Genomic DNA, 23369 nt, shown 5'->3' with positions numbered 1-23369 from the left:
ATTAATGAGGTTTTAAAAAAAATGCCCGGCGGGGAGCCGGGCGAAAATCTCTCTATGCACTGTTCAGAGAGAGGAGGATTTCTGCCTGAAGGCCGCCAGAGGCCTTCGGGATTTCATCGCATCCGCAACGGCGGATGCGGACAATAGTTACTGTTTCAACGCCTCTTCAGCCGCGGCAGTTACTTTGCTGTTGAAGGTATTGATGCCGTTTTCCAGCCAGCTGCGATACTCATTTCCGGCCTGAGTTGCCAGGTTGACTGCGTCACGACCCTTGCCGGCGAGGTTTTCGCTGAGGCTCTTGCTCAAGGCGACCTGGCTGTTGAACAGCTCCTTTGGGTCACTGGATTTGCTGTTGACCGAGAGTTGCTCGATACCGGTATCCACCAACAGGCCGAAAGTATCCATCTGTTTTTCGATCAATTTTTCCCAGGTGCGCAGGTTGATTTCCGCCAGGGTCCGGATATTTTCGTAGCCGTTGATACCGAACTCTTTGATCAGTTCAAGATTTGCCTTTGGATCTTTCATTGCGCGCTCTCCAGGAATTGTGCGTTGCAATAATATTGCATTGCAGCATAAAAGGTGGAGGGGGTCGTGTCAATAGGGGGTCCGAAAAAAATTGTGCGACGCACAATCCGTATCGCTTGGATCAGCGCCGTGGCAGGCCGGACCGACGGCGGAGAAGCTCTTACTAGATGGTTAATGTGGGATGGCTTGAGGATTATTCTTCTTTTTTTCTGTTGCCGGCACCGGCAAGACCGGCTGCTTTGAAAAAATTCTTCTGCATGTCGGCCCACATGCGCATGTTCTGTTCAGCCATGTTGGTGATCGCCTTCACCGGATCGGTGCCGACGGTGTTGTTAAGCTGATCCTGCTGCTGCACGAACATGGAGAGGCTCTCTTCCAGGTAGCGGGCCAGGATGCCCTGTACCGTGCCGCCATAGAAACGGATGATCTGGGACAGCATCTTGGCGCTGAACAGCGGCTCGCCGCCGGACTCTTCGTCCAGCATGATCTGCAGCAGGATTGAGCGGGTAAGGTCTTCGTTGGTATTGGTGTCAACCACCTGAAAATCCGTTCCCTTCATAACCAGTTCCCGGATGTCGCTCAGGGTGATATAGCGACTCAATTCCGTATCGTAGAGGCGACGATTAGGGTACTTTTTTATAATTCTGGTACTAGACATCAAGCGGGATCCTCAACATGAAATCACATCTGCAGTTACAGTTTACCCGGGAATATTGGCAAAGGGAAAACTCTTTGGTCTGTGTGGTTTGAAAAATAGCTGAGGGGATGCCCGTCACGGCCGTTTAAATCATTCTCGGTGGGCAGGGAAGGGGAAAAAGCGGAGCTGATCTGGAGAGATCCCAGGTCAGCCCCGCGGTTCCAGCGATTTACTAGGCGCGTTCAACGGCCAGGGCTACACCCATACCGCCGCCGATACACAGGGTTGCCAGCCCCTTCTTGGCGTCACGTTTAGCCATTTCGTGCAGCAGGGAGACCAGGATTCTGGCGCCGGATGCACCGATCGGATGGCCCAGCGCGATGGCGCCACCATTCACGTTGATCTTCTCCGCATCCCAGCCCAGCTCCTTGTTGACCGACATGGCCTGGGCGGCAAACGCCTCATTGGCTTCGACCAGATCCAGGTCGCTGACCGACCAGCCGGCTTTTTCCAGGCATTTGGTGGTAGCGGTGATCGGCCCGGTACCCATAATGGCGGGATCGACGCCGCTGGCGGCAAACGCCTTGATGCGCGCCATCGGGGTCAGTCCCAACTCCAGGGCCTTGCTCTCCTTCATGACGATCACCGCAGCAGCACCGTCATTAAGGCCTGAGGCGTTACCGGCGGTGACCGTGCCGTCACGATCGAAGGCGGGACGCAGTTTGCCCAGGGTCTCGGCGGTGGTGCCGTGGCGTGGAAATTCGTCACTGCTGAAAATGACCGGATCGCCCTTTCGTTGCGGGATCTCCAGCGGGATGATCTCGTCCTGGAAGCGATTGGCCTTCTGTGCGGCTTCGGCTTTCTGCTGTGAGGCGGCGGCGAACTGGTCCTGGGCCTCGCGGCTGAACTTGAACTTATTCGCAACATTCTCGGCGGTAACGCCCATGTGGTACTGGTTAAAGGCGTCCCACAGGCCGTCGACTATCATGCTGTCTTTCAGTTTCCAGTCGCCCATCATCTGGCCCTTGCGGGAGCCGGGTACCACGTGGGGGGCCAGGCTCATGTTCTCCTGGCCGCCAGCGATGACGATTTCCGAGTCGCCACAAGCGACCGCCTGCATGGCCAGATGCACGGCTTTCAGGCCGCTGCCGCACACCTTGTTGATGGTCATGGCGGGAACCTCTTGCGGCAGGCCGGCGCCCAGGGTGGCCTGGCGTGCAGGATTCTGTCCGCAGCCGGCAGTCAGCACCTGACCCAGGATCACTTCATCGATCTGCTCAGGTGAGAGTTTGGTGCGTTCCAGGAGGCCGGCGATCACTTTGGCGCCCAGCTCACTGGCAGGGATGCCGGACAGGGTTCCGGAGAAGCTGCCGATAGCGGTTCTGCCTGCCGCGACGATTACGATGTTATCACTCATACGCATTACCTTTTGCTGTCATGGGCAGGGGGGGCCGCGAAATCCTGGTGCAGCCGACACCCCTTGGATGGTTGCGCCGGATGGCGCCCGGAGTATTCAGTTCTACTACATACGCTCCAGTGTAATGCAAATTGCTGCACCGCACTACACCGGTTTGCGTGCTAGTATGCAGCGTTGTAATGATAGTAGGGTTAATGGTTAATGGGAGACGGTGGCTTCTTGAACGATGACTGGCTCGAGGCTCAGCGTAACTACTGGGCTGAGTGGTCGGCGCGTGTCGGAAAGGAAGGTACCGCAGGAGAATCCTCCGCAAATCCCTGGGAGCAGGCGCTCAATCAGTGGTGGCAGACCCTGGCACCCACCGCACCACTGCAGATCCAGGAGCTGTTGGAGAAGACGCTGGCCCAGGGTCGTCAACTGTTCCAGCTGGCTGAAAAGTTTGTCGAGGCTCAGAAAGGGCCGGAGGCTGGCTCGGGCTGGCAGTCGGCGGTTCAGCAGACGTTCGGCGATCTGCGCGGGATTATCGCCGCTATTACCGGCACCATGAATCCGCTGCCGGAAGAGCTGCTGTCCGAGGCGACGATAGACAGTTCCCGTGACTATATGGAACGGCTGTTTGCCTTGCCTGGATTGGGCCTGGGACACCATGGTCAGACCCAGCAGCGGGAGATGATCTCCCGTCTGCTGCGTTATCAGAAGGCGCGTCAGGCCTATGAGCTGTTTTTGACTGATCTGGGTAATCGCTCTATCAGTCGATTGCAGGATGAGATAGCGAGTCTTGACGGGCAGGGAGCACGGATCGATTCTGCTCGTACGCTCTACGATATCTGGGTGTCAGCTTGTGACGGCGTGTATGCCGAACAGGCCATGACAGCGGAATACGTCAAGCTCTACGGGGAGCTGATCAACAGCCAGATGGCGGTCAAGCAGCAGATGCGTGACATGCTGGATGAGACCTTTACGGCCCTGGGTATGCCCACCACCCGGGCGGTACGTGCACTGGAACAGCGGGCGCATCAGGATCGGCAGGCCATCAAGTCACTGCGGGCCGAAGTTGCTGCCATGCGGCAGGCCATGGTGCCGATAAAAAAACGACCCGGTACCCGGAAAAAAGCGGCCCCGGTGGAAAAATAGTATGGCGCCCATCGAGTTAAATCCGGAAAAACTGATTGAAGAGGTGGTGGATTACAGTCGCAAGCTGCAGGCGGGTGCCGAGCGTCTGTGCGCGACCGGTGGTGGTGGGACCGGGAGTTCTCCCCGCGAAGTGGTCTACCGCGAGGACAAGCTCACCCTGTACCGCTATCTGCCCGTCACGACTGCCCCTGACACGCCCAATCCGGTGCCGCTGCTGATTGTCTACGCCCTGGTCAATCGTCCCTACATGGCAGATCTGCAGGCGGACCGTTCAACCATCAGGAACCTGCTGGAGTCGGGGCAGCCGGTCTATCTGATCGACTGGGGCTATCCGGACAGTGTCGACCGGTACCTGACCCTGGATGACTATATCAATGGCTATATCGACCGTTGTGTCGACCATCTGCGGGAGCGGCATGAAGTCGATCAAATCAATCTGCTCGGCATCTGTCAGGGCGGGGCGATGAGTCTCTGTTATACCGCGCTGCACCAGCCGAAGATCCGCAATCTGGTGACCATGGTGACGCCGGTCGATTTCCATACCCCGGACAATATGTTGAGCGCCTGGGTCCAGCATCTGGATGTGGACTTGCTGGTGGATGTGCAGGGCAATATCCCGGGTGATTTCCTCAACTGGACCTTCCTGGCACTGAGGCCGTTTACACTGGCCGGCCAGAAGTACGTGCACCTGGTGGATATCCTGGAGGATGATGCTCAGGTGGAGACTTTTTTGCGCATGGAGCAGTGGATATTCGATAGCCCGGACCAGGCCGGTGAGACCTTCCGCCAGTTTATCAAACAGTTCTATCAGCAGAACGGACTGGTCAGGGGCGAGATTACCCTGGGTGAAAAGACCGTAAAGCTGAAGAATATCACCTGCCCGGTACTGAATATCTACGGCGAGCAGGATCATCTGGTGCCCCCGGCCGCTTCCCGGGCCCTGAAGGGGCTGACCGCGAGCAAGGACTACAGCGAACTGGCGTTTCCCGGCGGCCATATCGGCATCTATGTCAGCGGCAAGGCCCAGGCGCTGATTCCTTCCAACATCGGCCAGTGGCTGGATGCGCGCTGATCTGGAAAGCGGGAAATCAAGCCGCGAATGAACGAATACGCGCAAATATCGATAAAGCAGCAAGGGTAGGTTGGGATGAGCGGAGCGAACCCCAACGGACGGCGGCTCCATGTTAATGCCACATGTTGGGGTTCGCAGGCTCACCCTAACCTATTGGTTAAGGAGTGGAGCTGTAGGAGGCCCGCTCCGGGCTGAATTCGCGGCGAGGCGCCACCCTATCCGGGGTGAATGCCGAAGCTAAAACAACACCCGCACACAATTGGGACAGGATCAGTATAAACGGTTTCCGACCTTGGCTGAGCTTTGTGGGTAATCCGGCTGAGGCAAGCGCGGCAATCAAATCATCTTGCGCAGTTCGTACTCCAGGATTCCCTCGGCACCGGCCGCCTTCAGGCGCGGGATCAGATCACGAACCTCACCGCTGTTAACCACGGTCTCTATTGCCAGCCACTCCTGGTCGTATAGATGACTGACGGTCGGGGCGTGCAGGCTGGGCAGCATGCCAACCACCAGCTCCAGCTGGTCCGCCGGCACGTTCATTTTCAGGGCCACCTTCTGGCGGGCGGTCAGCGCGGCCTGCAGCAGGGTGGCGATCTGTTCGATCTTCTCCCGCTTCCACGGGTCCTGCATCGCCTGTTTGTTGGCGATCAGGCGGGTCTCGGTGTGCAGTATGTCACAGACGATGCGCAGGCCGTGGGCCTTGATGGTGCTGCCGGTTTCGGTGATCTCCACCACCGCATCGACCAGTCCCTCCACCACCTTGGCCTCGGTTGCACCCCAGGAAAACTCCACCTGGGCTTGAACTCCCCGCTCTGCCAGATAGCGCTTGGTAAAGGAGACCAGTTCGGTAGAGATCTTCTTGCCCTGCAGGTCCTCGATGGATTGAATCGGTGACTCCTTGGGCACCACCAGCACCCAGCGGCAGGGCTGGTCGGAACTCTTGGAGTAGACCAGTTCACAGATCTCCTGCAGCTCATTTTCCGACTCGGTCTCGAGAATCCAGTCGTGTCCGGTGAGTCCCAGATCGAGCGTGCCGTTGGCGACATAGGGTGCCATCTCCTGGGAGCGCACCAGGGCACAACTGATATCAGCGTCGTTGATGGACGGGAAGTAGTTGCGTGATCGGGGCGTGATATTCCAGCCGGCCTGTTTGAACAGGGAGAGAGTGGCGCTCTCCAGGCTACCCTTGGGGATACCGAGTTTCAGTTGTGACATAGGGCTCTTTATTTGGTCAGTGATGAAAAATGCGGGGGTGATTTTACCCGGTTATCGGGATGAATATCCATTCGGCTGACCGGCACTGACAACAGTGCCGGGGTGGAAACGCTCACGTTTATCCACCCAGCACCATTCCGCGCGCCAACATGGCTGCCCTGGTGGGGCGAAAAGTGCCACGTATCCACCGGCTTTTCCCCGGTTCCGGGGCAGCCGGGGAAATGGATATTATTTTTTGTACGCCAAGTTATCTGTTGTCGCGCAGGTACTGGTAGATCTGGTCTTTCAATAGCGCCCGGGTCTTCTTCATCTCTTCCATTTCAAAATCATCAATCGGCTGATTGAGCTCTTCCAGGTTGCGGATCTCGTTGTCCAGGTTGTCGTGTTTCTCCACCAGTCCGGCAAATTGGACGTCGTTATGGCGAAGATTTCTGATGGTCTCCTCCAGGTTGGGAAATTCGTGGAGGATGTCGTGTGTTTCTCCGAGCATGGCTATCTCCTTGTGTCAGGTATTGAGATGTCGTTGTGGGTTCGGTGTCTGGTTACACCACTTATGATTATAGGGGGCGACGCCGGTCATAACATGATGCACGGCAACTGATTGACGTTACCGCTCCCCCGGTCAGTCCATCGGTTCAAGGGGTGCGCGCCACGGCCCAGACATCCACCCGTGCTATCCCCGCCCGCTTCAGGTGTCTGGCCAGTTCGTTGACGGTACTGCCGGTGGTGACCACATCGTCCACCAGCGCGACATGGGTTGCCGGCAGCGGGCCGGTGACCTGGAAGGCGCCATGAATATTCCGTTTGCGTTGGCGTTTTTTCAGCTCGCTCTGAGGTTGGGTATGCAGAATCCTGCGACAGCTCCGAAAATCGAGCGGTATGCCAAAGTGGCGGCTTAGGGGCCTAGCCAGCTCCAGTGCCTGGTTGTAACCGCGATGGCGCAAGCGGCTGGGATGCAGGGGAACCGGTATCAGCAGGTCGGGCATTGTGGCGTACTGCTCCAGATGCACTCGCAGCAGTCGGCTCAACATGCGGCCATGGGGCAGTTTTGCGGAGAATTTAAACTGTCCGATCAGCCGGTCAATCGGTGTGGTGTAGAGAAATGGAATCAGGCTGCGATCAACGGCCGGTGGGTGCCTCAGGCAGTGGCCGCACACCGCTTCCCGGTTTGTCGTCAGCGGTAATCCGCACTGCCGGCATCCGTGGCTATTGTGTGGCAGCTCCTGCCAGCAGCCTGCGCAGATACCGTCCGTCGCGGGGGCGTTACAGAGCTGACAGTAATCCGGATAGATCAGGGATAGTATATTATTAATACAGTTGTAAACCATGCAAATCCGTTTTGGTTGACGAGCACTCCTGCTCCGGTATCATAGCGGGCTGGCCGGGTGTCTCCTGCCAGCGGTGCATTATCCACTATCCCCGTTACTACCGACAGAGTCCGAGATGAACGATATGACGACACGACACGACTGGAGCCTGGAAGAGATCGAGTCTCTGCTCAATTTGCCGTTTAATGACCTGATGTTTCAGGCGCAGGGTGTTCATCGTCAGCGCTTCGACCCCAACCGGGTGCAGGTGAGTACCCTGCTGAGTGTCAAGACCGGCGCCTGCTCCGAGGATTGTGGCTACTGCTCCCAGAGCGCCAAGCATGCCACCGACCTGGAGAAGGAGAAACTGCTGCCGCTGGATGAAGTGAAACGTGCGGCCCAGGAGGCGAAGGATAAGGGGGCAACCCGCTTCTGTATGGGGGCGGCCTGGCGCAATCCCACCGACAAGAATCTGCAGCGTGTGGTGGAGATGATACGCACCGTGCACGATATGGGCATGGAGACCTGCGTCACCCTGGGCATGCTGACCGAACAGCAGGCGCAAAGCCTCAAGGAAGCGGGTCTCGACTACTACAATCACAATCTGGATACCTCGCCGGAGTTCTACGGTAACGTGGTAACGACCCGTACCTACCAGGACCGGCTGGACACCCTGGCGCGGGTGCGCGATCTGGGGATCAACGTCTGCAGCGGCGGTATCCTCGGCATGGGCGAGTCGCGCCGTGACCGTGCCTCCATGCTGCGGGAGCTGGCAAATCTGCCGAAGCACCCGGAATCGGTGCCGATCAACATGCTGGTGCAGGTGGAGGGGACGCCCCTGTATGGCACGGCCGCGTTGGATCCGTTCGAATTCATCCGCACCATTGCGGTAACCCGCATCCTGATGCCGCAGTCCTATGTGCGCCTGTCGGCCGGACGTACCGAGATGAGTGATGAGATGCAGGCGCTCTGCTTCATGGCCGGGGCTAACTCCATGTTCTACGGCGAACGGTTGTTGACCACGGATAACCCGGAAGCCGACGCCGATCGCAAGCTGTTTGAACGCCTTGGGCTCCATTTCGAGGAGACCCGGGAGTTGCAGGCCACCGAAAAGGAGTGTGACAGCAAGCGTAAGGTGCGCCTGGCGGCCGAGTTCTCCTGATCGCAGCCCTGTCACAAGACAACGCAATCCCCATGCGACCACTGGAACCGGAACTGGAGCGGCGCAGGGCCGAGCATCTCTACCGCAGACGCCGGGTGCTGGACAGTGCCCAGGGGCCACTGCTGCAGATGGACGGCAAGAGCCTGCTCAGCTTCTGCAGCAATGACTACCTGGGACTGGCCAATCATCCCGATGTGATTGCCGCCCTGCAGCGCGGCGCCGGTCAGTACGGCGCCGGTAGCGGCTCGGCCCATCTGGTGTCGGGTCACAGCGCCGCCCATCACGCCCTGGAGGAGGAGCTGGCGGCCTTCGCCGGGCGGCCGCGCGCGCTGCTCTACTCCACCGGCTACATGGCCAACCAGGGGGTCATCACCGCCCTGCTGGGGCGTGGGGATACCCTCTACCAGGACCGGCTGAATCACGCCTCGCTGATCGATGGCGGGCTGCTCAGCCGGGCCGAGCTGAAGCGCTATCCCCACAATGACCTGGCCGCCCTGGCTGCCCGCATGGCCTGCCAGAGCGGCGGTGACGCCCTGGTGGCGGTGGATGGTGTGTTCAGCATGGATGGCGACCTGGCCCCGTTGCCGGAACTGGCGCGAATTTGCCAGGAGCAGCAGGCCTGGCTGATGGTCGATGATGCCCACGGCATCGGCGTGCTGGGGCGAGATGGTCGGGGCAGCGTGGATCACTTTGGTCTGGATGATCAGGCGGTGCCGATTCTCATGGGTACTCTGGGCAAGGCGTTCGGCACCTTTGGCGCCTTTGTGGCCGGTTCCGAGGCCTTGATCGAGACCCTGATTCAGCAATCCCGCAGCTATATCTATACCACCGCGCTACCACCCGCCGTGGCGGAGGCGACCCGCGCCAGCCTGCGCCTGGTGCAGGCGGAGGGGTGGCGGCGTGAGCGGCTGCAGCAGCTGATCTCCCGCTTTCGGGAGGGGGCGGCTCAGCTGGGCCTCGAGTTAATGGCGTCGGAGACGGCCATCCAGCCGATCCTGGCCGGCAGTGCCGAACAGGCCGTTGCCTGGAGCCAGGGGCTGGAGGATCAGGGCCTGTTGGTGACTGCGATCCGCCCACCCACCGTGCCGGAAGGGAGCGCCCGCCTGCGGGTGACCCTCTCGGCCAGCCACACGGTCGATCAGTTGGACCGGCTGCTGGAGGCGCTCGGAAAACTCAATCGGGAGATGGGTGTTTGAGGCTGTTCGTCGAGACAACCGGAGACGGGTCGGAACTGGTGCTGCTGCACGGCTGGGGCATGAATGCGGCGGTCTGGTCGCCGGTGGTTGCCGAGCTGTCCCAGGCGTTTCGGGTCACCGTCATCGAGCTGCCGGGACACGGGGCGAGTGCTTACGACCCGGCTGCTTCGACCCTGGATGACTGGGTCACTGCCTGCCTGGCCGCAGCACCGGAACGGGCGGTGTGGATCGGCTGGTCGCTGGGCGGTCAGCTGGCCCAGCGGGCGGCCTTGCGGGATCCGCAACGGATCAGTGGCCTGGTGATGGTGACCGCCAGCCCCCGCTTTGTGGTGGGAGACGGCTGGCCTCACGCCATGGCGCTGGCTACCCTGACTCAGTTTGCCCGGGCGTTAAGGCGGGATCACCATCAGACCCTGGAGCGTTTTCTCTACCTGCAGGTGCAGGGGGATGAGGCGGCCCGCGAGACCCTGCGCCTGCTGCGTCAGGACATAGCCCTGCGCCCCGAGGCCGATCCGCTGGCGCTGGAGCATGGCCTGGAGCTGCTGCGCACGGTGGACCTGCGGGCCGGGCTGGGGGATATCCGTTGCCCTACGCTGTGGCTGTTCGGCGAGCGTGACACCCTGGTGCCGGCCGATCTCTGTGACGAACTGGAGCGGCTGATGCCGGCGGCCGAGATTCTGATCCTGCAGGGCTGCGCCCACGCCCCGTTTCTCTCCCACCCGCGACAGTGCCTGCGAGCGCTGAATCACTTCCTGGAACCGGACCATGCCTGACCGACAACACCGCATCGACAACCGTATAGACAAGGGGCAGGCGCGTCGCGCCTTCTCCCGTGCCGCCGAACGCTACGACCAGGTGGCGGTGCTGCAGCGGGAGATCGGTCAACGCATGCTGGAGCGGCTGGAACTGGTGCGGCTGCAACCGCAGGTGATCCTGGATATCGGTGCCGGTACCGGGGTGGCCACCGCCGCCCTGGCGGCGCGCTATCGCAAATCCCGGGTACTGGCACTCGATTTTGCCTTCCCCATGCTGCTGCAGACGCGCAAGCGTGGTGGCTGGCTGCGTAAGCCGCGCTGTATCTGTGGCGACCTGGAGCAGTTGCCAGTGGCGGAACAGAGTGTTGATCTGATCTACTCCAATGCCGCCATCCAGTGGAGCAATGACCTGGATACCACTTTTGCCGAATTCCGTCGGGTATTGCGGCCGGGTGGGCTGCTGATGTTCACCACCTTCGGGCCGGACACCCTGAAAGAGCTGCGGGCGGCCTGGGCGGCCGTGGACAGCGGCGCCCATGTCAGTACCTTCATGGACATGCACGATGTGGGGGACGCCCTGCTGAGTGCCGGGCTGGCGGACCCGGTGATGGACGTGGATCGCATGACCCTCACCTACGAACGGGTCAGCGGGCTGATGAAAGATCTGAAGATCCTGGGTGCCCACAATGTCAACCATGATCGGCCAAGGGGGCTCACCGGCAAGGGACGCTTGCAGGCGATGCAGTCCGCGTACGAGGCGTTTCGCCGTGATCAGGACGGCCTGCTGCCGGCCAGCTATGAGGTGGTCTACGGCCACGCCTGGGCGCCCGAAGCGGGCCACCGCTCCAACGCCCCGTCCATTGCCCTGGACAGTATCGGCCGTGATCTGAATCGGGCCGGCCGGAGCGGCTGAACCGCTATGGCCAGCGGTTATTTCATCACCGGTACCGACACCGACAGCGGCAAGACGGTTGTGACCCTGGGGTTGATGGCCCAGCTGCAATCCCGCGGGCTGCAGGTGCTGGGGATGAAGCCGGTGGCTGCGGGTGCCGAGCAGACCGATGCGGGCCTGAGAAACAGTGATGCCCTGCAACTGCAGGCGCAGGCCTCACGCGCCATTGCCTACGGGCAGATCAATCCCTACTGCTTTGAACCCCCGATCGCACCCCACCTGGCGGCGGAGCGGGCGGGACAGACAATAGACTTTCTTGAGATAGGACGCTGTTTCAATCAACTGGCGATTGGCGCGGATCGGGTGCTGGTGGAGGGGGCCGGCGGCTGGCGGGTGCCGCTGGGCCCGGCGCAGAGCATCTCGGATCTGGCCGTGTTACTCGGATTGCCGGTTATCCTGGTGGTGGGGTTGCGACTGGGCTGTATCAATCATGCCCTGCTGAGTGCGGAGTCGATCCGGGCGTCCGGGGCCCGTCTGGCCGGCTGGATCGGCAACCAGGTGGATCCGGCTATGCAAGAACGGGACGCCAATATCGAAACCCTGAAACAGCGACTCGACATCCCGTGCCTGGGGCTGGTGCCCTGGCAGGTGCCACTGACCCCGCAAGCGGTCAGCGACTGCCTGCAACTGCCGGCGGACTTTTGATCGACCCGGTAGCGTTGTTCGTATCCGCTGTTACAGTGCGCGCAGCACCTCGATAATCTCCGCCGGTTCCATGCGCCGGGTGTAGTCGGCATCGACAAAGGCATAGGCTATCTGTCCGTCCGGCCGGATCACGTAGGTAGCCGGCAGGGGCAATTCAAAGCGCTCATCGCCATTGTAGGCCGGCAGATCGGTGCCAAAGCTGGCGTAGATGGCGCGTATCGATTCCGGTAGCGTGAAGACCAGTCCAAACTGCCGTGATACCTGGTTGCCCTGATCGCTCAATACCTCGAATTCAAGATCATGACGGGTCGAGGTCTCTGCCGCCTTGTCCGGCTTTTCCGGTGCAATGGCGACCAGTGAAGCGCCCAATGCTTCAATCTTTGGCAATTTCTCCTTCAGTGCGCGCAACTCCAGATTGCAGTAGGGGCACCAGCCGCCACGATAGATATTGACTACCACCGGGCCGCGACTGAGCAGATCGGTCAGGCGGATCTCCTCGCCACGGGCGTTGGGCAGGGTGAATTCCGGCGCCCGATCACCCGCTCCCAGGGCCTGGTTTTCTATCCCCGATGCCTTCAGGTCGGCGGTTGCCTGGGCCATGGTCTGAAGAATCTCCGGCGAGGCCTTGTTGATGGTGCTCTTTTTCTGTTCTTCAAGTTGCTGCTGTAGTCCCATGATGTGTTCCTGGTTGGATGGTGGCAGATCAGTTATTGATCAATCGTTCAATAATTGTTAGTTGAATGATCGCTCAATATCTTGTTAAAGTAAAGTCATGGCTCGTCCAATAGAATTTGATCGTGAAGCGGCGCTGGAGAAATCGATGCGAATTTTCTGGCGCTACGGCTATGCGAGTACCTCCATTCAGCGTCTCAGCGACCAGCTGGCCCTGCACCCGGGCAGTCTGTACGGCGCCTTCAAAAATAAACGTCAGCTGTTCATGGCGGCCCTGGAGCTCTATTTCGAGCGCAGCAGCCAGTCGATTCGGCAAGCCCTGGAGAGTGGAGACAGCCCGCTACAGGGCATCCGCTGTTTCTTTGGCCAGCTACTGGATCAGATCGGGGATGAGAGCTCCATCAAGGGCTGCCTGATGATCAATACCGCCACCGAACTGGCGGAAGAGGCGGAGGACGAGGCGCTGACCAGGCGCCTGGACGAGATGTTCCGCAGTCATGAGCGGCAGTTTCAGCATGCGTTGGTCGCTGCCCAGGCCAGCGGTGAGCTGGCGAAGGAGAAAGATCCGGCCGCGCTGGCGCGTTTTCTGTTGGTGGGTGTGCGGGGATTGCGCCTCTATGGCCAGACCCGACCGCCTAGAACGGAGCTTGAGAGCGTGGTGGAACAGCTGCTCTCTGTACTTTACCGTTGATCGGCCGGGTTGGGCGGTGAACTATCTTGCGCACCTGTTTCTGGCATCCGAGGATCCGGACGAACGACTCGGCAGTCTGATCGCCGACTTCACCCGCGGACGCCTGCAGACCCTGGCCAAGGACTATTCTCCAGGGGTGATGTGGGGGATCGCCCTGCACCGTCAGGTGGACCGCTTTACCGATGACAACCCCTGGGTCGTACAGAGCCGACGGCGTATAGCAGCCCCCTACCGGCGCTACAGCGGCATCATTCTCGATATACTGTACGACCATTTCCTCAGCAGTTACTGGTCTGAGTTCAGCGGGCAGGACCGGCAAAGTTTCATCCAGGAGATTTACCGGCTCCTGGACCGGCGACGGAATGACCTGCCGGCACGACTGCGTGCTCTGGCGCCGCGCATGCAGCGGGAGGACTGGCTCGGTTCCTATGCGGAGTTTGAGGTGATCGGGCAGGTTTACCAGCGCATGTCTCAGCGCATGCGGCAACCAAACCGGCTGGCCGGGGCAATGGAAGAGGTGCGCCGGCACTATCCTGAACTGGCGCAGGATTTCAGGCAGTTCTTTCCGGAACTGATAGTGTTTGTACAACAACAGGAGCGGATGAATCGACCGTGATACCGGACAGAGTCAGTGACATCTTGAAAACCCACGGCCTCAAGGCACTGGAGTTCGAACCGGGCAGCACGCCCACCTCCGAGCTGGCGGCACAGCGTATTGGCGTGGCGGTGGGCCAGATAGCCAAATCGATGCTGTTCAAGGGCAAGAACGGCATGTTCTACCTGGCGGTCTGCCCGGGTGACCGGCGGGTCTGCAGCAAAAAAATGAAGAGCGAGACCGGCACCAAGGTGCGCATGGCCAGGGGGGATGAGACCGAGGCGGTGACCGGCTTTCGTCCCGGTGGCGTCTGTCCGTTCGGGGTCGAAGGGGTGGAGACGCTGCTGGATATCGGTCTGGCCGACTATCCACTGGTTTATCCGGCGGCGGGAAACGACGCCTCCGGTGTCCCGCTCACCTTTGAACAGCTGCAACAGGTCACCGGTGGCCGGGTGGTGGATGTGATGGAGCGCTGAATTCGCCGATTAGACCCGCTGTGCGCTTCCCATGCGAGAGAGGCGGTGGGGTGAATTTATACTGCAATCATGTCGCTCCACAACAGGCCAGACGCGACACTATAATGCCTTTCCAGGGTTTTTTGCTGCGACTGCAGCAGATTCTGCCGGCCAGAGGTGGCAAAAGGCCGGCGAATCTCCTATTCTTCAGAACCTTTTTTGTACAATCGAGCTCGAAAATGTTCAAAGACAGCCTGACAAATACCAATCTGCTGGCCGAGCGGGTACTGATCTCGCCCGTTGACCTGAAACGCCACCTGCCCCTGTCAGCCGAAGGGGAACGCCACGTCATCGAAGCGCGGCAGACCATCAAGCGGATCCTCAACAAGGAGGACCACCGCCTGCTGGTGGTGACCGGTCCCTGCTCCATCCATGATGTGGAAGCGGCCAAAGATTACGCCCTGCGGCTGAAAAAACTGCATGATGAGTTGGCGGATACCCTCTATATCGTGATGCGCATCTATTTTGAGAAGCCCAGAACCACCGTCGGCTGGAAGGGACTGATCAACGATCCGCGCATGGACGACAGTTTTCATATCGAGGAGGGGCTGCACAAGGCACGCGAGCTGCTGGTCTGGCTGGCTGAACTGGATCTGCCGGTAGCGACCGAGGCGCTGGATCCATTCAATCCCCAGTACCTGGGCGATCTCTTCTCCTGGGCGGCGATTGGCGCGCGCACCACCGAATCCCAGACCCATCGTGAGATGGCCTCCGGACTCTCCATGCCGGTCGGCTTTAAAAACGGCACCGATGGTGGACTGGCGGTGGCGATCAACGCCCTGGAGTCGGTCGCCAACCCCCACAGTTTTCTCGGTATTAACCAGAAAGGGCAGGTGACGGTGATCCAGACCAAGGGCAATGTCTGTGGACATGTGATCCTGCGTGGCGGCAATAGCGGGCCCAATTATGATTCAGTGAACGTGGCACTCTGTGAAGAGGCGTTGCGCAAGGCCGGACTGCCCGAAAACATCATGATCGACTGCAGTCACGGAAATTCCAGCAAGAAACCCGAGTTGCAGCCACTGGTGGCGGAAAACGTGGTTAACCAGGTCGTCGAGGGTAACAGGTCGATCACCGGCCTGATGCTGGAGAGCAACCTGGAGTTCGGCAACCAGTCCATCCCGGCCGATCTCAGTGAGCTCAAATACGGTGTCTCGGTGACCGATGCCTGTATCGATTGGGAAACCAACGAGAAGCTGCTGCGGAGTATGGCGGCGAAGCTGAAGGATGCGTTGCCTGCCCGGCTCGAATCCTAGGAGCCTGCCGGACTTAACACTGATCTACTGCGGAAAAGCCGGGTTTGGCCATATTTTCCGATCTTCCTCGTTAAATAGGTCCACTATTTGCCTCGAAAGATCAAAAAATCTGTCTCAAATCGGCCTTCCCTCGCTACGATCGGTCAAGTCCGACAGACTCCTAGGGCAGCTTGCACTGGCGATCCAGACATCGGATTGTCATGACAAAAAAGAGGCCGCAAGGAGGTTGCGGCCTTAATCCAAAAGGAGGAGTTGATCAGGGCGATCGCGCTACTTCGATACTGCCTTTGGCCCATCACCCTGACCATGGACAGATTTGACCACGGAACAGCAACAGGCCGCATTGCGAATTCGCAACGCGGCCTGTTTTTTTGTCCAGGGATGGACTTATGCCGTGGAGGCCATGGATAGCCGGGAGCGGCTTTGGGAAGGGATGGACTTATGCCGCGGAGAGGCACGGGGGCCTGCCCCTGCGGGGGCCGTTGTTTGCGGGAATGGTCAGAGTGTAGGTTGGGATGAGCGGAGCGAATCCCAACAGCCGGTTTCACCCGATGCCAAATGTTGGGGTTCGCGGGCTCGCCCCAACCTACAGATCATGAGTCGGACAGACTCGAAGGCCCGCCTTTATGTGCGCCCCAGTTTGCGGGTAATTGCCAGGGCCATCTCCAGCGCCTGTTCATAATTGAGGCGCGGGTCTACCTGGGTTTTGTAGGCCCGTTTCAGCCCCGCCTCATCCAGGCCGCGGGCGCCACCGATACACTCGGTCACATCATCCCCGGTCAGTTCAAAGTGGACGCCGCCGAGGATACTGCCCTCGCTCTGATGGATCGCAATCGCCTGCTCCAGTTCGCCGAGGATATTGTCAAAACGGCGGGTCTTGTAACCGCTCTGGGTCGATTCGGTGTTACCGTGCATCGGGTCGCTGACCCAGAGCACATGCCGCCCGGTCCGTTTGACTGCCTGGATCAGCTGCGGCAGGCCGTCGGCGATTTTGTCCACACCGAAGCGATGGATAAACAGCAGCTTGCCCTCCTGGTTTTCTGGGTTCAGCCGTTCCACCAGTTCCTCGATCCATTGCGCCGACATACCGGGTCCTACCTTGACGCCGACCGGATTCTGGATGCCGCTGAAGTACTCGATATGGGCGTCGGTGGTGGCGGCGGTACGAAAACCGATCCAGGGCAGGTGGGTGGTCAGGTTGTAATAACCGCTACGGTTGGGAACCTGACGGGTCAGGGACTGCTCATAGTGCAGATGCAGGCCCTCGTGGCTGGTGAAAAACTGCACCCGGTTGAGTTCGCTGTTTCTGGCGCCACCCAGGGTCTCCATGAATTTGAGCGAGTGGGACAGTTCGGCCACCACCTGGTGGTACTCCTCGGCCAGCGGGGAGTGACTCATGAAATCCAGGTCCCAATTCTCCGGGTGGTGCAGGTCGGCAAAGCCGCAGTCTGACAGGGCGCGGATAAAATTCAGGGTCATGGCGGCCCGTCCATATCCGCGCAGCAGTCGAACCGGGTCAGGAATCCTGGCTTCCGGGGTAAACTCCGGGCCGTTGATCAGATCGCCCCGATAACTGGGCAGGGTAATACCGTCGATGGTCTCGGTATCTGCGGAGCGGGGCTTGGCGAACTGACCGGCAATTCGTCCGACCCGGATGACCGGTTTGTTCAGTCCGTGGATCAGCAGCAGGCTCATCTGCAGCAGGATTTTCAGTTTGTTGGTAACAATCTGGGCGTTGCAGTCACTGAAGTTTTCCGCGCAGTCGCCACCCTGCAGCAGGAACGCCTCGCCCCGGGCCGCCGCCGCGAGTTGACTCTTCAACGCCTCGACCTCCCAGGAGGTGACCAGGGGCGGCAGCAGCGAGAGCTGTTCCAGGGTGGCATCGAGCGCGTCCGCCGAGGGATAGTTGGCCTGCTGTTTGGCCGGTTTCTCCTGCCAGGATTTGGGGTGCCAATGATTCATCTATGTGACTCGGGGTTCAGGTGGAGCGGATGGGTGCGGATGCTGCGCGACCGGTTCATTTCACCGGCCAGCATAGCGGAAATCGAGCAGCTTGGGGAGTGGGGCGGTCTGTACGAGCCGGTATGCGTTGGGATTCGCTCCGCGCATCCCAACCTACGCGCCACCTGGGTATTCGGAAGAAAAGCCTGAACCGCGAAGATCGCGAAGGAGCGCCAAGGAAATGCAGACAACTGGCTTATGGACTGAATTATCAATCCGATCCAACGCAACCAGCTTCGCGTTGCTTGGCGTCCTTTGCGGTTATTCACAATGATGGAGATTGATCAGACATCTCCTAATGCGCCGCGCTGGCCAGACGGCCCAGTTCGAAGGCCTTTTCATTAATCTCCACCAGCTCCGGCTTGCGGCCGCGAAAGCGATCGAGGATCTCGTTCTTCAGTGCCTCGGCCGGAAACGGCAGCAGCTCCGAGATGGCGCCGAGCATCACCGTGTTGACCAGCTTGAAATTGCCCAGTTCCCTGGCGATGGCACCGGCATCAAAGGCGTGATATTCGATACCGGTTTTGGCGATCTCGCCGATCGGATCTTCCGGATAGTCGTACAGTCCGAGACTCACCACCGGTGGCTCCTGGCGCGTGGTGTTGATCATGGCGACGCCGCTGGGACGCAGGTGGCTGCACCAGCGCAGCGCCTCGGCCGGCTCGAATCCCACCAGGATGTCCGCCTCACCGGGCGGAATGGCCGGGGACAGCACCTGGGTGCCGAAGCGCACATGAGAGGTGACCACGCCGCCACGCTGGGCCATGCCCGCCACCTCGGTCTTCTTCACATCGAAGCCTTGTGACAGGGCGGTCTGGGAGAGGACTTCCGCGGCGGTCATGACGCCCTGGCCGCCAATGCCGGCCACCAGGATATTGGTGATAGTATTTTCGCTCACAATAGGTTCTCGATTCTGATTCGTTAATTCTTTGATCGATTCCGGGTCACTGGCGAATGTAGTCGGCCAGTGGCAGGATGGCGTCCGGACCACAGGTCTTGGGACAGAGATTGCAGCCGGTGCAGGCGCCGCTCTCGATCTTGACAAAGGCCAGCTCCTTCTCGCTGCCGTTCGGTTTGACCACGGTTTCGCGCCGGGTGACCAGGATCGCCGGGCAGCCGATATCCAGGCAGTTGCCGCAGCCGGTGCACTTGTCGTCATCCACCGTCAGGGCCGGTTGGGCGCCGTAGTAGTCGATCAGTACGCAGGGCTGGTTGGTGATAATGACCGAGGGTTCGGCAATCTTCACTTCGTCGCGCAGTGCGGTAAACAGGGTCGGCAGTTCATAGGGATTCACCTCATGAATCCGCTCCGGTTTTACCCCCAGGGCCTCGCACAGCTTGCGGAAATCGACTTTCGTCGACTCCTTGCCGTGGATGTCGCGGCCACTGGCGGGGTTGTCCTGGCCGCCGGTCATGCCGACCGCGCGGTTGTCCAGCAGCAGGATGGTGACGTTGCCGTTGTTGTAGGTGATGTCGAGCAGTCCCTGCATGCCCATGTGCATGAAGGTGGAGTCACCGATCACCGCGATAATCTTTTTATCCTTGTCCGCCTCGACCCGGCCCTTGTCCAGACCGTGGGCAATACCCATGGAGGCACCCATGCAGACGGTGGTGTCCAGGGCATTCCAGGGGTGTCCGGCACCCAGGGTGTAACAGCCGATATCGCCCGAGATGGTGGTGTTACGGATTTTTGACAGGCAGTAGTAGATGCCCAGGTGGGGGCAGGCCACGCACATGGTGGGCGGGCGTGGAAAGACGTTGATGCCGGTTGCCGGATCGATACGCGGCGCCGGTGGCTTGATCTCGATGGGCGCCTTGACCGGCACGGTCTCCGGCACCGCCTCGCCCAGCAGTTCGGCAATGGCCGGACGCAGCACATTGGGTGACAGCTCGCCGATGCGGGGCAGGATCTCCTTGCCCAGTAAGGCAATCCCGGCGGCCTTCAATTCGGTCTCCAGGATCGGCTCCACCTCTTCCACCACCACCAACTGGTCCACCTGGCTGGCCAGTGCACGGATCTTGTCGAAGGGGACCGGATAGCTGAGTCCCAGCTTGACCAGCGGTGCATGCGGGAAGGCTTCCTTGACATGCATGTAGGTGGGGCCCGAAGTGATAAAACCGACGCGCTTGTCACTGCCGTCCATGATGATATTCAGGTTGCTGGATTCGCTGTGGCGCTGAATTTCGGCCTCGCGTTCAAACATCATCGGCAGGCGCTGTCTTGCCACGCCGGGGGTCATGATCAGGCGGCCGGGGTCCTTGACGAAGCCCTGGGCATTTTCATGCTCACGGCGTTCCCCGAAGTTGACCACGCCCTTGACGTGGCAGATCCGGGTGGTCAGGCGCAGGATCACCGGGGTATTGAACTGTTCGGAGAGCTCGAATGCCCGCTGGGTATACTCGTAGGCCTCCTGGGCGTCGGCCGGCTCCAGCAAAGGCACATGGGCAAAGCGGCCCCAGAAGCGGGAGTCCTGCTCATTCTGAGAGGAGGAGAGGCCGACGTCATCGGCCACGGCGATCACCAGGCCGGCACCGACTCCTGCCAGGGTCTGGCTCATCAGGGCATCGGAGGCGACATTCAGGCCCACATGCTTCATGGCGCAGAACGCCCGGCTGCCGGCCAAAGAGGCGCCGATGGCGACCTCCAGGGAGACCTTTTCGTTCACCGACCACTCGGTGTACATCTCCGGGTAGTGGGCGGCAAACTCCAGGATTTCGGTTGACGGGGTACCGGGATAGGCGGCCGCGAGATTACAGCCGGCCTCCCAGGCGCCGCGTGCCACGGCTTCGTTTCCCGACATGAAACGCCGGTTGGAACCGGCCAATGGGGGGACAGCACTCACAATGTTCACCTCTAACGCTTGAAACAATAGGGGCTGCCATATCAGCCAGCCCCCAGAAATCGCTCTATCCTACTACAAAGCAGGATGAATTCACTTTTTTCGGTGGTCGATCACCCGCACCGCCTTGCCCTCGGAGCGGGGTACCTCGCCCACGTCCTTGATCACCACCTTACAGGAGACGCCGATAAAGTCCTTGATGTCACGCACTACCTTCGCCGCGGTGCGGTCCCTGGCCTCCTGCGGCTGCTCCATCAGCGGCGGACTGCCCTCCACGTTGACCACCATGGTATCCATGCTGCCCTCGCGGAACAGCTCGATCTGATAGAAGGGCGAGAGGGTTTCGCTCTGCATCAACACCGCCTCGACCTGGGTCGGGTAGACGTTGACACCGCGGATGATCAGCATGTCGTCGCTGCGTCCGGTGATGCGTTGCATGCGCACATGGGTGCGGCCGCACTTGCAGGGGGCCTTGTCCAGTACCGAGATGTCCCGCGTGCGGTAACGGATGATCGGAAACGCCTCCTTGGTCAGGGAGGTGAAGACGATCTCGCCCTCTTCGCCATAAGGCACTGCCTTGCCGGTATTCACGTCCACGCATTCCACCAGGAAGTGATCTTCCCAGATGTGCAGGCCGTTCTTCGCCTCGATACATTCGTTGCCGACGCCGGGGCCCATCACCTCGGAGAGGCCATAGATGTCGACACAGTCGATGCCCAGGCGGGACTCCAGTTCGTAGCGCATCTCCTCGGTCCAGGGCTCGGCACCGTGGACACCCACCCGCAGCGGCAGCTTGCGGATATTGATCCCCATCTCCTCGGCGGCTTCGGCGAGGTTCAGAGCGTAGGAGGGGGTGCAGCTGATGGCGGTGGGGGCAAAATCCTGCAGCAGCATGAGCTGCTTCTGGGTCTGTCCGCCGGACATCGGGGTGACCATGACGCCCAGCTCCTCACCGCCGTAGTGCAGTCCCAGGCCGCCGGTAAACAGCCCGTAGCCGTAGGCGTTGTGCAATCGGTCACCCGGATGCAGGCCGGCGGCGGAGAGGCAGCGTGCCACCAGTTGTCCCCAGGTGCGGATGTCCCGCTTGGTGTAACCCACCACGGTGGGCTTGCCGGTGGTGCCGGAGGAGGCATGCACCCGCACCACCTGTTCGGTGGGTACGGCAAACAGTCCGAACGGATAGTTCTCCCGCAGATGTTCTTTCTTGGTGAAGGGCAGGTGACGGATGTCACCCAGTTGCTGGATGTGCTCGGGTTTCACCCCCAGCTCGTCCATCGCATTCCGATAAAACTTAACCGTGTGGTAGCAGCGCTCCACCGTGGCTTTCAGGCGTCTGAGCTGAAGCGCCTCCAGCTCTTCCCTTGGCATGGTCTCGAAATCGGAATGCAGTATCATTGTTTATCCTCCGGGATAAGAATTTTTCTCCATCCACTCCGCGATCTTGTCAGATCGACGGAATACCGTGCCGCTGAACAGGCCCACCAACTGGCCCTCGCCGGTCTTCACCTCCACAGTATAGAGGCCGGTGCGTCTGGTTGAGCTCTCCTCCCGGGCTTCGGCGATCAGACGGTCGCCTTCGCGGCTCGATCCGGGAAAACTGAGTTGTGTCGACAGGGCCAGCGATGTGGTGCCGTGGGAGTTGGAGGCGACCGCAAAGGCGAAATCCGCCAGGGTAAAGGTGACGCCGCCCTGGGTGACCTTGACCGCGTTCAACATGTCCGGCCGCACGGTCAGGGATGCGCGGGCGTATCCGGGTTTGACCGAATCCAGTTTGATATCCAGCAGTCGGGCAAACTTGTCCTGCTGCTCCATCCAATGGCCGATCGCCTCGGCCTGTTGTGCTGTTTCTGTCGACATAAAAAACCTTATTCTAAACGCGGGACCAGGGATGACCAAGTCCTTTCTGTTGCAAGGGATACCGTTTCAGTGGGGACGGAGTGTGCCCGGAAAGTCACGGCCGTGCCAGTGTTTCCGACAGCAGTGTGTAACCGTCCTGACGCAGTTTCTCATCCACATCCTGGGGATTGTCTGCAGCATAGCGCACGATAGCGACGCGCTGAGGGCTGCCCATCTGGGAGACGGGTGAGACGACGGTGGCGATGTAGCCGCCGGCGTCGTTGATCTGGTGCAGCAGACCGCCGAGGGCGCGGGCCTTGTTGGGCAGGCTGACGGCGATGCGGGTGGTGTTATCCAGGCCGCAGCCCATGATATCGAGGAAGAAGTCGAGGATATCGGTCTCGCTGACCACGCCGACCAGTTCGCCGTTGTCGATCACCGGCAGGTTGCCGATGCGCTTGTCGCGGATCAGCTGGCCGGCCTCCTCCACCAGGGTGTCGGGGGCGCAGGTGATCACCTCGCGCACCATCAGTTCGCCGACGGTGATCTTGGAGGTGAGATAGTTCACCTCGCCCACCGACAGGGTGGTGATGGCCGAGGGCTCGGCCCGGTCCAGCTCCTTCTGGCTGAACAGGCCCACCAGGTGGTTCTTGTCATCCACCACCGGCAGATANCGCCGGCCCTTCTCCCGCATCACCTGGGCCGCATGGCTGAGCTTCATATCCGCCGTCACGGTATCCACCTCACGGGTCATGATCTGTTCCACATACATAGCGTCTTCAACCTCGGTGTTGTCTTAATTCCAGTGGGCGCCGCCGCGCGGCCGCCCGGTTATCCTAAAAACTACATTTCAACCGCGAAGGACGCAAAGCACACGAAGGAAAACACCCGCGGGTATGCGTCTGATCCTTCACCTGCCGGTTGGGACCGGAGGCGTGGTGCAGGG

General features: G+C 60.2%; 24 protein-coding genes. 11 read left to right on the top strand and 13 right to left on the bottom strand.

Annotated features, from left to right (window positions below; translation table 11 throughout):
• Positions 1-147: 147 nt before the first annotated feature.
• The 3 genes from A3GO_RS0108845 to A3GO_RS0108835 form a co-directional block, all read right to left on the bottom strand.
• Positions 148-525, bottom strand: coding sequence for a phasin family protein (locus A3GO_RS0108845; RefSeq protein ID WP_029133091.1), 378 nt, complete (start codon positions 523-525; stop codon positions 148-150).
• A 193-nt stretch (positions 526-718) separates the two neighbouring features.
• Positions 719-1183 (bottom strand): polyhydroxyalkanoate synthesis repressor PhaR, encoded by a 465-nt coding sequence (gene phaR, locus A3GO_RS0108840; RefSeq protein ID WP_029133090.1) that lies wholly within the window; start codon positions 1181-1183, stop codon positions 719-721.
• Between the two features lie 211 nt (positions 1184-1394).
• Positions 1395-2579 (bottom strand): acetyl-CoA C-acetyltransferase, encoded by a 1185-nt coding sequence (locus A3GO_RS0108835; RefSeq protein ID WP_029133089.1) that lies wholly within the window; start codon positions 2577-2579, stop codon positions 1395-1397.
• Between the two features lie 219 nt (positions 2580-2798).
• On the opposite strand from A3GO_RS0108835, the gene A3GO_RS23250 reads away from it, so the two are divergent.
• Positions 2799-3713, top strand: a complete 915-nt coding sequence (locus tag A3GO_RS23250; RefSeq protein ID WP_169720390.1) for a poly(R)-hydroxyalkanoic acid synthase subunit PhaE — start codon at positions 2799-2801, stop codon at positions 3711-3713.
• A 1-nt stretch (position 3714) separates the two neighbouring features.
• On the top strand, positions 3715-4785 hold the full coding sequence (locus A3GO_RS0108825; protein WP_029133088.1) for a class III poly(R)-hydroxyalkanoic acid synthase subunit PhaC: 1071 nt from the start codon (positions 3715-3717) through the stop codon (positions 4783-4785).
• Positions 4786-5121: 336 nt separating this feature from the next.
• On the opposite strand, the gene hisG is transcribed toward A3GO_RS0108825, so the two are convergent.
• From hisG to A3GO_RS0108810, 3 genes are all read right to left on the bottom strand, one after another.
• Complete coding sequence (hisG, locus tag A3GO_RS0108820; protein WP_029133087.1) at positions 5122-6000, bottom strand: ATP phosphoribosyltransferase; 879 nt, start codon at positions 5998-6000, stop codon at positions 5122-5124.
• A 247-nt stretch (positions 6001-6247) separates the two neighbouring features.
• Positions 6248-6490, bottom strand: coding sequence for a YdcH family protein (locus A3GO_RS0108815; protein ID WP_029133086.1), 243 nt, complete (start codon positions 6488-6490; stop codon positions 6248-6250).
• Between the two features lie 145 nt (positions 6491-6635).
• Positions 6636-7328: a ComF family protein gene (locus A3GO_RS0108810; RefSeq protein ID WP_037375007.1), complete on the bottom strand. Its 693-nt coding sequence runs from the start codon at positions 7326-7328 to the stop codon at positions 6636-6638.
• Between the two features lie 124 nt (positions 7329-7452).
• On the opposite strand from A3GO_RS0108810, the gene bioB reads away from it, so the two are divergent.
• Genes bioB through bioD form a run of 5 tightly spaced genes read left to right on the top strand, consistent with a single transcriptional unit; the run spans position 7453 to position 12017 of the window.
• Positions 7453-8469 carry a biotin synthase BioB gene (bioB, locus tag A3GO_RS23245; protein WP_051302109.1) on the top strand — a complete coding sequence of 339 codons (1017 nt, stop codon included), beginning with the start codon at positions 7453-7455 and terminating at the stop codon, positions 8467-8469.
• 32 nt (positions 8470-8501) lie between these two features.
• A complete protein-coding gene (gene bioF, locus A3GO_RS0108800) occupies positions 8502-9665 on the top strand; it encodes an 8-amino-7-oxononanoate synthase (protein ID WP_029133084.1) in 1164 nt (387 codons plus the stop codon).
• Positions 9662-10438, top strand: a complete 777-nt coding sequence (gene bioH, locus A3GO_RS23240) for a pimeloyl-ACP methyl ester esterase BioH (protein ID WP_037375006.1) — start codon at positions 9662-9664, stop codon at positions 10436-10438. The genes bioF and bioH overlap by 4 nt, the downstream gene beginning before the upstream one ends.
• Positions 10431-11333 (top strand): malonyl-ACP O-methyltransferase BioC, encoded by a 903-nt coding sequence (gene bioC / locus A3GO_RS0108785; protein ID WP_029133083.1) that lies wholly within the window; start codon positions 10431-10433, stop codon positions 11331-11333. The genes bioH and bioC overlap by 8 nt, the downstream gene beginning before the upstream one ends.
• A gap of 6 nt (positions 11334-11339) precedes the next feature.
• A complete protein-coding gene (gene bioD / locus A3GO_RS0108780) occupies positions 11340-12017 on the top strand; it encodes a dethiobiotin synthase (protein ID WP_029133082.1) in 678 nt (225 codons plus the stop codon).
• 30 nt (positions 12018-12047) lie between these two features.
• Here bioD and A3GO_RS0108775 read toward each other — a convergent pair whose 3' ends face one another.
• Entirely contained in the window at positions 12048-12692 is a 645-nt protein-coding gene (locus A3GO_RS0108775) for a peroxiredoxin-like family protein (protein WP_029133081.1), read from the bottom strand.
• A 97-nt stretch (positions 12693-12789) separates the two neighbouring features.
• Here A3GO_RS0108775 and A3GO_RS0108770 point away from each other — a divergent pair, with 97 nt between their 5' ends.
• The 4 genes from A3GO_RS0108770 (at position 12790) to A3GO_RS0108755 (ending at position 15746) form a co-directional block, all read left to right on the top strand.
• Positions 12790-13380, top strand: a complete 591-nt coding sequence (locus A3GO_RS0108770) for a TetR/AcrR family transcriptional regulator (protein ID WP_084609957.1) — start codon at positions 12790-12792, stop codon at positions 13378-13380.
• A 16-nt stretch (positions 13381-13396) separates the two neighbouring features.
• A complete protein-coding gene (locus tag A3GO_RS0108765) occupies positions 13397-13996 on the top strand; it encodes an acyl carrier protein phosphodiesterase (RefSeq protein WP_029133079.1) in 600 nt (199 codons plus the stop codon).
• Entirely contained in the window at positions 13993-14451 is a 459-nt protein-coding gene (locus A3GO_RS0108760) for a YbaK/EbsC family protein (protein ID WP_029133078.1), read from the top strand. Before A3GO_RS0108765 ends, A3GO_RS0108760 begins: the two co-directional genes overlap by 4 nt.
• Positions 14452-14669: 218 nt before the next feature.
• Complete coding sequence (locus tag A3GO_RS0108755) at positions 14670-15746, top strand: 3-deoxy-7-phosphoheptulonate synthase (protein ID WP_029133077.1); 1077 nt, start codon at positions 14670-14672, stop codon at positions 15744-15746.
• A gap of 624 nt (positions 15747-16370) precedes the next feature.
• Here the strand turns inward: A3GO_RS0108755 and A3GO_RS0108750 are convergent.
• The 6 genes from A3GO_RS0108750 to A3GO_RS0108720 form a co-directional block, all read right to left on the bottom strand.
• Positions 16371-17708 carry a class II 3-deoxy-7-phosphoheptulonate synthase gene (locus A3GO_RS0108750; protein WP_029133076.1) on the bottom strand — a complete coding sequence of 446 codons (1338 nt, stop codon included), beginning with the start codon at positions 17706-17708 and terminating at the stop codon, positions 16371-16373.
• Between the two features lie 334 nt (positions 17709-18042).
• Entirely contained in the window at positions 18043-18645 is a 603-nt protein-coding gene (locus A3GO_RS0108740) for an indolepyruvate oxidoreductase subunit beta (protein ID WP_037375005.1), read from the bottom strand.
• Positions 18646-18691: 46 nt separating this feature from the next.
• Positions 18692-20590 carry a thiamine pyrophosphate-dependent enzyme gene (locus A3GO_RS0108735; RefSeq protein ID WP_029133073.1) on the bottom strand — a complete coding sequence of 633 codons (1899 nt, stop codon included), beginning with the start codon at positions 20588-20590 and terminating at the stop codon, positions 18692-18694.
• A gap of 90 nt (positions 20591-20680) precedes the next feature.
• On the bottom strand, positions 20681-21982 hold the full coding sequence (locus tag A3GO_RS0108730; RefSeq protein ID WP_029133072.1) for a phenylacetate--CoA ligase family protein: 1302 nt from the start codon (positions 21980-21982) through the stop codon (positions 20681-20683).
• Between the two features lie 3 nt (positions 21983-21985).
• Complete coding sequence (locus tag A3GO_RS23235; RefSeq protein ID WP_051302031.1) at positions 21986-22444, bottom strand: hotdog fold thioesterase; 459 nt, start codon at positions 22442-22444, stop codon at positions 21986-21988.
• A 94-nt stretch (positions 22445-22538) separates the two neighbouring features.
• Positions 22539-23177, bottom strand: a complete 639-nt coding sequence (locus A3GO_RS0108720; protein ID WP_470406611.1) for a CBS domain-containing protein — start codon at positions 23175-23177, stop codon at positions 22539-22541.
• Positions 23178-23369 lie beyond the last annotated feature (192 nt).

This window comes from Sedimenticola selenatireducens DSM 17993, assembly GCF_000428045.1.
Lineage (GTDB): Bacteria > Pseudomonadota > Gammaproteobacteria > Chromatiales > Chromatiaceae > Sedimenticola > Sedimenticola selenatireducens.
The sequence above is the reverse complement of the archived record's forward strand: the minus strand, read 5'-3'. Positions and strand labels throughout refer to the sequence as shown.

Excerpts from the sequence above, each read along its gene's own strand:
- A3GO_RS0108750 (WP_029133076.1), bottom strand. The coding sequence starts at position 17,708 with ATGAATCATTGGCACCCCAAATCCTGGCAGGAGAAACCGGCCAAACAG.
- A3GO_RS0108770 (WP_084609957.1), top strand. The coding sequence starts at position 12,790 with ATGGCTCGTCCAATAGAATTTGATCGTGAAGCGGCGCTGGAGAAATCG.
- A3GO_RS0108810 (WP_037375007.1), bottom strand. The coding sequence starts at position 7,328 with ATGGTTTACAACTGTATTAATAATATACTATCCCTGATCTATCCGGAT.
- A3GO_RS23235 (WP_051302031.1), bottom strand. The coding sequence starts at position 22,444 with ATGTCGACAGAAACAGCACAACAGGCCGAGGCGATCGGCCATTGGATG.
- A3GO_RS0108835 (WP_029133089.1), bottom strand. The coding sequence starts at position 2,579 with ATGAGTGATAACATCGTAATCGTCGCGGCAGGCAGAACCGCTATCGGC.
- A3GO_RS0108815 (WP_029133086.1), bottom strand. The coding sequence starts at position 6,490 with ATGCTCGGAGAAACACACGACATCCTCCACGAATTTCCCAACCTGGAG.
- A3GO_RS0108825 (WP_029133088.1), top strand. The coding sequence starts at position 3,715 with ATGGCGCCCATCGAGTTAAATCCGGAAAAACTGATTGAAGAGGTGGTG.
- bioD (WP_029133082.1), top strand. The coding sequence starts at position 11,340 with ATGGCCAGCGGTTATTTCATCACCGGTACCGACACCGACAGCGGCAAG.
- A3GO_RS0108755 (WP_029133077.1), top strand. The coding sequence starts at position 14,670 with ATGTTCAAAGACAGCCTGACAAATACCAATCTGCTGGCCGAGCGGGTA.
- bioC (WP_029133083.1), top strand. The coding sequence starts at position 10,431 with ATGCCTGACCGACAACACCGCATCGACAACCGTATAGACAAGGGGCAG.
- bioB (WP_051302109.1), top strand. The coding sequence starts at position 7,453 with ATGACGACACGACACGACTGGAGCCTGGAAGAGATCGAGTCTCTGCTC.
- A3GO_RS0108730 (WP_029133072.1), bottom strand. The coding sequence starts at position 21,982 with ATGATACTGCATTCCGATTTCGAGACCATGCCAAGGGAAGAGCTGGAG.
- A3GO_RS0108775 (WP_029133081.1), bottom strand. The coding sequence starts at position 12,692 with ATGGGACTACAGCAGCAACTTGAAGAACAGAAAAAGAGCACCATCAAC.
- phaR (WP_029133090.1), bottom strand. The coding sequence starts at position 1,183 with ATGTCTAGTACCAGAATTATAAAAAAGTACCCTAATCGTCGCCTCTAC.
- hisG (WP_029133087.1), bottom strand. The coding sequence starts at position 6,000 with ATGTCACAACTGAAACTCGGTATCCCCAAGGGTAGCCTGGAGAGCGCC.
- A3GO_RS0108845 (WP_029133091.1), bottom strand. The coding sequence starts at position 525 with ATGAAAGATCCAAAGGCAAATCTTGAACTGATCAAAGAGTTCGGTATC.
- bioF (WP_029133084.1), top strand. The coding sequence starts at position 8,502 with ATGCGACCACTGGAACCGGAACTGGAGCGGCGCAGGGCCGAGCATCTC.